General features: G+C 67.1%; 6 protein-coding genes. All 6 read left to right on the plus strand.

The features are described from left to right. Nucleotides 1-323 precede the first annotated feature (323 nt). Nucleotides 324-932, plus strand: coding sequence for a 50S ribosomal protein L10 (gene rplJ / locus VFF46_RS26645; protein WP_325039961.1), 609 nt, complete (start codon nucleotides 324-326; stop codon nucleotides 930-932). A gap of 66 nt (nucleotides 933-998) precedes the next feature. Further along, the gene (rplL, locus tag VFF46_RS26650; RefSeq protein WP_325039962.1) at nucleotides 999-1,388 is read left to right on the plus strand and encodes a 50S ribosomal protein L7/L12; all 390 of its coding nucleotides are present in this window, start codon (nucleotides 999-1,001) and stop codon (nucleotides 1,386-1,388) included. A 366-nt stretch (nucleotides 1,389-1,754) separates the two neighbouring features. Beyond that, complete coding sequence (locus tag VFF46_RS26655) at nucleotides 1,755-2,702, plus strand: ABC transporter ATP-binding protein (protein ID WP_325039963.1); 948 nt, start codon at nucleotides 1,755-1,757, stop codon at nucleotides 2,700-2,702. After that, on the plus strand, nucleotides 2,699-3,472 hold the full coding sequence (locus VFF46_RS26660) for an ABC transporter permease (protein ID WP_325039964.1): 774 nt from the start codon (nucleotides 2,699-2,701) through the stop codon (nucleotides 3,470-3,472). Before VFF46_RS26655 ends, VFF46_RS26660 begins: the two co-directional genes overlap by 4 nt. Before the next feature lies 1 nt (nucleotide 3,473). After that, nucleotides 3,474-4,304, plus strand: coding sequence for an ABC transporter permease (locus VFF46_RS26665; protein ID WP_325039965.1), 831 nt, complete (start codon nucleotides 3,474-3,476; stop codon nucleotides 4,302-4,304). After that, on the plus strand, nucleotides 4,301-4,672 hold a 372-nt coding region (locus VFF46_RS26670), incomplete at its 3' end, for an MlaD family protein (protein ID WP_325039966.1). The genes VFF46_RS26665 and VFF46_RS26670, both read left to right, overlap by 4 nt.

The following is a 4,672-nucleotide window of genomic DNA, read 5'->3' on the forward strand; positions in this document are numbered from 1 at the left end:
GCGGGGGCTACGGCTGTGCTGGGGCTGGCGCCGGCGATCGTGATCATGGCGTGCACCGGGTGGGCTGCTGCCACCGCGATGCACCGCTGGATCCCGCCGCATCCACAACGGATTTGATAAACCAGGTGTCGACCAGGCACACTGTCTACTGCCGAAGACCGCTGGTCGTCACCTCCGGGTGACTGAAGGTCCTGTCGAGAGACGGGCGGCCCGCGTAGGTGACTTGGATAGTGACACTGTATGTCTCACACCCTTGCGCCTGCGCAGGGGTGTTTCTTCTTTTCAGGGGTCCGAGGCGTGGAAGCCGATAGAAGGAGACCCCCATGGCGAGGCCGGACAAGGCAGCCGCTGTCGCGGAACTGACGGACGAGTTCCGTGAGTCCAACGGCGCCGTGCTGACCGAGTACCGCGGTCTCACCGTCGCGCAGCTCAAGCAGCTTCGAGTTGCGCTCGGTGACGACGTGAACTACGCCGTGGTGAAGAACACGCTGACCAAGATCGCGGCCAAGGATGCCGGCGTCGACTCGTTCGACAGCCTGCTCGAAGGCCCCTCGGCAATCGCCTTCATCAAGGGCGACCCGGTGGTTGCGGCCAAGGGTCTGCGGGACTTCGCCAAGGCGAACCCAATGCTCGTCATCAAGGGTGGAGTGCTGGACGGTAAGGCACTCGGCTCTGACGAGATCAGCAAGCTCGCTGACCTGGAGTCGCGTGAGGTTCTCCTCGCGAAGCTCGCAGGTGCGATGAAGGCGGCCCCGCAGCAAGCGGTGTCGCTGTTCGCTGCTCCGCTGTCGCAGGCCGCGCGCCTGTTCGCGGCGCTGCAGGACAAGCTACCGGCCGACGCTGCTCCGGCAGCGGTCCAGGACGAGGTCCAGGACACGGTCGAGGCACCTGCCGAGGCGAGCACCGAGGAGACCGCCGCAGCGGACAGCTGAGGCAGCTCTCACGCAACACCCCATCAGTGATCACCAAGCAACATTTGTTCAGGAAGGACCGCCATCATGGCGAAGCTCAGCACCGAAGAGCTCCTCGGCCAGTTCAAGGAACTGACCCTGCTGGAGCTGTCGGAGTTCGTTAAGGCGTTCGAGGAGGAGTTCGGCGTCACCGCCGCCGCCCCGGTCGCCGTTGCCGCCGCGGGTGTCCCCGCTGCCGGCGCCCCCGCCGAAGAGGCCGCGGAGCAGGACGAGTTCGACGTCGTCCTGGAGTCGGCCGGCGACAAGAAGATCCAGGTCATCAAGGAGGTGCGCGGTCTCACGAGCCTCGGCCTGAAGGAGGCCAAGGACCTCGTCGAGTCGGCCCCGAAGCCGATCCTGGAGAAGGTCGACAAGGCTGCCGCGGAGAAGGCCAAGGAGGCCCTCGAGGGCGCCGGCGCCACCGTCACCCTGAAGTGACCTAGGAGGGCGCCTGGGCACTCCCCGCCTACTGCGCGGCACTCGGCACGGCACCTCGCCGCACGGGTGCAAAGGCCACGATGCTCCGCATCGAGACCTTCGCCCCCGCACGCCGATGCACCGCACCGAGCACCTGCTCGCTACGGCGCGGAGTGCCCAGGCGCCCTCCGGTTACCCTCCGTTTTGGAGCGTAACGAATGTGTTGAGAAGGGCGGTCCCTGCACGGGGGCCGTCCTTCTTGCATTTTCGGATGGCTAGTATCGCAACCGCTTGACTTCCAGGGGTTACGCAAAACCGTACTCGTGCGTAACCTAGGCCACTGCCCCCGTCGTCGGGGACCAAGCAGACATCCCGTGAGGAGGGCCGGTGGGCGTTGAAGTCCGCGTCGAGGGTCTCACCAAGTCCTTCGGCAGCCAGCTGATCTGGGGCGACGTGTCCCTGACTCTGCCGGCCGGCGAGATCTGCGTGATGCTCGGCCCTTCCGGCACCGGCAAGTCCGTGTTCCTGAAGACGCTGATCGGTCTGCTGAAGCCCGACAAGGGCCACGTGTACATCGAGGGCACCGACATCGCGACCTGCAGCGAGCGCGAGCTGTACGAGGTGCGGCGGCTGTTCGGGGTGCTGTTCCAGGACGGCGCGATGTTCGGCTCGATGAACCTGTACGACAACGTCGCGTTCCCGCTCCGCGAGCACACCAAGAAGTCCGAGTCCGACATCCGCTCCATCGTGATGGAGAAGATGGAGATGGTCGGCCTCGTCGGCGCGGAGAAGAAGCTGCCCGGCGAGATCTCCGGCGGGATGCGCAAACGCGCCGGCCTGGCCCGGGCGCTGGTGCTGGACCCGCAGATCCTGCTGGTCGACGAGCCCGACTCCGGCCTGGACCCGGTCCGTACGTCGTTCCTGAACCAGGTGATGATCGACCTGAACGAGGCGTTCAGCCCGACGTTCCTGATCGTCACGCACGACGTGAACACCGCGCGGACGGTCCCGGACAACATCGGCATGCTGTACCACCGGCACCTGGCCATGTTCGGTCCGCGGGAGATGCTGCTGTCCAGCGAGGAGCCGGTGGTCCGGCAGTTCCTGAACGCGCAGATGGTCGGCCCGATCGGCATGTCCGAGGAGAAGGACGCCGAGGAACTGGCCGCCGAGGCAGGGCAGGAGCTGCCGCCGTTGCCGCCGATCCCGATCCAGCAGCTGCCCAGCAGCGGCATGCTCCGGCCGACCCAGCGTGAGCCGGGCGCCTGGTGCCGGGAGAACGGCGTCACCCCGCCGCCCGGTTCGTTCGCCAGCTCGACCGTGGGGGCCAGGTGACCGTCTCTGCCACCGCCCCGCTCAAGCACGCGGGGTCGCTGTTCGCTTTCGCCCTCGACACCTTCCGGGCGATGTTCCGGCGGCCGTTCCAGCTGAAGGAGTTCCTCCAGCAGGCCTGGTTCGTGGCCAGCGTGACGATCATCCCGACCGCCCTGGTCGCGATCCCGTTCGGTGCGGTGATCGCGCTGCAGGTCGGTGGGCTGATCAAGCAGTTCGGCGCGCAGGCGTTCACCGGTTCGGCCGCCGTACTGGCGGTGGTCCGGGAGGCGTCGCCGATCGCGACCGCGCTGCTGATCGCCGGCGCCGGCGGTTCGGCGATCTGCGCGGACCTCGGCTCCCGGAAGATCCGCGAGGAGCTGGACGCGATGATGGTGCTCGGGATCGACCCGATCCAGCGCCTCGTGGTCCCGCGGGTGCTGGCCACGATGCTGGTCGCGTTCTTCCTGAACGGGTTCGTCAGCGTGGTCGGCGTGATGGGCGGCTACATCTTCAACGTGGTCCTGCAGGGCGGTACGCCGGGCAGCTACATCGCGAGCTTCACCGCGCTCGCGCAGCTCCCCGACCTGTGGCAGGGCCAGGCGAAGGCGCTGGTGTTCGGGGCGATCGCCGCGATCGTGGCGGCGTACAAGGGTGTCAACGCGGGCGGTGGCCCGAAGGGCGTCGGTGACGCGGTGAACCAGTCCGTGGTGATCACGTTCATGCTGCTGTTCGTCGCGAACTTCTCGATGACCGCGATCTACTTCCAGCTCGTCCCGCCGAAGGGGGCCTGACGTGTCGGCCCTGGTGGACAACCTGGTGAAGAAGCCGCTGAACTCGCTCGACCATCTCGGCGAGCAGCTCGCGTTCTACATCAAGGCGCTGGCCTGGTCCGGGAAGTCCGTCACCCGGTACCGCAGGGAGATCTTCCGGCTGCTCGCCGAGGTGACGCTCGGCACCGGTGCGCTGGCGGTGATCGGCGGCACCGTCGGCGTGATCACGTTCCTGGCCTTCTTCACCGGAACCGAGGTCGGCCTGCAGGGCTACTCGGCGCTGAACCAGATCGGTACGTCGGCGTTCGCCGGCTTCGTGTCGGCGTACATCAACACCCGGGAGATCGGCCCGCTGATCGCCGGGATCGCGCTCGCCGCCACCGTCGGCTGCGGGTTCACCGCGCAGCTCGGCGCGATGCGGATCAGCGAGGAGATCGACGCCCTCGAGGTGATGGCGATCCCGTCGCTGCCGTTCCTGGTCACCACCCGGATCATCGCCGGGCTGATCGCGGTGATCCCGCTGTACGTCGTCGGCCTGCTCTCGTCGTACTTCGCCACCCGGCTGACCGTGACCACGTTCTACGGGCAGAGCACCGGCACGTACGACCATTACTTCCACCTGTTCCTACCACCCGGGGACGTGCTCTGGTCGTTCGGCAAGGTGCTGGTGTTCTCGGTGCTGGTGATCCTGGTGCACTGCTACCACGGGTACCACGCGACCGGTGGCCCGGCGGGCGTCGGCGTCGCGGTCGGGCGGGCCGTGCGTACGTCGATCGTCGTGATCAACGTGGTCGACCTGCTGCTGTCGATGGCCATCTGGGGTACGACGACCACGGTGAGGTTGGCCGGATGACCAGGTTGATCTCGCACAAGGTGCTGGGCGTCGCGTTCATCGGCGTACTGGTCTTCCTGCTCTGGCTGACGTACGCGTTCTACGCCAAGGTGTTCACCAAGACCGTGAACGTCGAGCTGAAGACGAGCCACATCGGCCTGCAGCTGAACCAGCACGCGGACGTGAAGCTGCGTGGGATCATCGTCGGCGAGGTCCGCAAGGTCTCCACGAACGGCGACGAGGCGACCGTCGACCTGGCGCTGAAGCCGGACCAGGTGGACGAGATCTCCGCCGCGGTCAGCGCCCGGATCCTGCCGAAGACGCTGTTCGGCGAGAAGTACGTCGCGCTGGTGCCGCCGAACGGCCCGGAGGGCGCGCACATCAAGGCC

This window comes from Kribbella sp. (genome assembly GCF_035655035.1).
Classification (GTDB): Bacteria; Actinomycetota; Actinomycetes; order Propionibacteriales; family Kribbellaceae; genus Kribbella.

Excerpts from the sequence above, each read along its gene's own strand:
- rplJ (WP_325039961.1), top strand. The coding sequence starts at position 324 with ATGGCGAGGCCGGACAAGGCAGCCGCTGTCGCGGAACTGACGGACGAG.
- rplL (WP_325039962.1), top strand. The coding sequence starts at position 999 with ATGGCGAAGCTCAGCACCGAAGAGCTCCTCGGCCAGTTCAAGGAACTG.